Raw genomic sequence first — 1078 nt, 5'->3', positions numbered from 1 at the left:
TTCCAGTCGCAAAAACTCTGATGTCGCGTTCCAGAATGTTGTTATCGATCGGCATCCTGCCGTCGCTGATGTAGCGCGTCAGATAATCCCATTGGTTCAGGGTGTAGGACACGGCATCGCCGAGCTTGGTATCCGGTACGACCTTTGGCGCGATAGTGTCGAGCCACGCCTTTAGGGCGTTGAGGACAGGCAAGCTGTGCTGTTGCCGGAAGCGGCGAACGCAATCGGCCTGCGTTTCATCGGCGTCGGGTTTTCTGTCGCGCACCTGTTTTTCGATCCGGTAGAGTTGCTCGAAGAACCGGAGCGCCTGTTCCGGCGGTCCGCCTCCATTCTTTCGGGTTTTGAGGGCCTCGACGAAGCGTCGCCGGGAATGGGCCATGCATCCGACATGGGTTGCGCCATGTAATGTGCGCCAGGCGGTGTAGCCGTCGCTCACCAATATGCCGCGGTAGTCACCGAGGAAGGTCTGCGGGTGGACCTGACCGCGGCCCGGTTGATAATCGAGAAGCACGATTGGCTCGTCACTGTCCTCGCTGCTTCGATACGCTCACATGTACGATGTGCTGGTGGCTTCCTTGCTCTTTTCCTTCAGCACCTGAACGGTGGTCTCATCGCCATGAATGAGAGGCTGCGACTGAAGCCGCAATCTCAGCGCATCGTAGATGCGATGCAGGTGCCTCTCGCTCGAACCGATAACCCAGTGCGCGAGAGCACCCCGGCTGATAGGTACGCCGGCTCGTTCGAACGTTTGCGCCACGCGGTAGAGCGGCGTGCCATCGACATATTTGTGGATGAGTGCGAAGGCTAGCGTCGAAGCAGTGGCAATGCTGCCCGGCAATGGTTGCGGTGGCATCGGTGCGATCACGACAGGAGTGCTGATGCCGGTGCGGTCGCAATGGCGGCAGGCGTATTTGAACCGCACATTCTGCAGAACCTTTGCCTTGACCTCGATATGAAGCTGCTCGGTAACGGCCTCGCCCATGCGATGCATTTGACTGTCGCAGCAAGGGCAAGCTTTCTGATCGTCAGGCAGATCGTACTCGACACGCTCGCGCGGCAGGTCTTCCGGCAAGCGTCT

Annotated in this window: 1 pseudogene; it reads right to left on the bottom strand. The window is 59.0% G+C overall.

The features are described 5' to 3' along the window. A pseudogene (gene tnpC / locus G6L28_RS21105) lies at nucleotides 1-1078 on the bottom strand (IS66 family transposase); the annotation flags it as partial.

Source organism: Agrobacterium larrymoorei, from assembly GCF_013322225.1.
Classification (GTDB): domain Bacteria; phylum Pseudomonadota; class Alphaproteobacteria; order Rhizobiales; family Rhizobiaceae; genus Agrobacterium; species Agrobacterium larrymoorei_A.
This window is presented reverse-complemented; position numbering and strand designations above follow the sequence as displayed.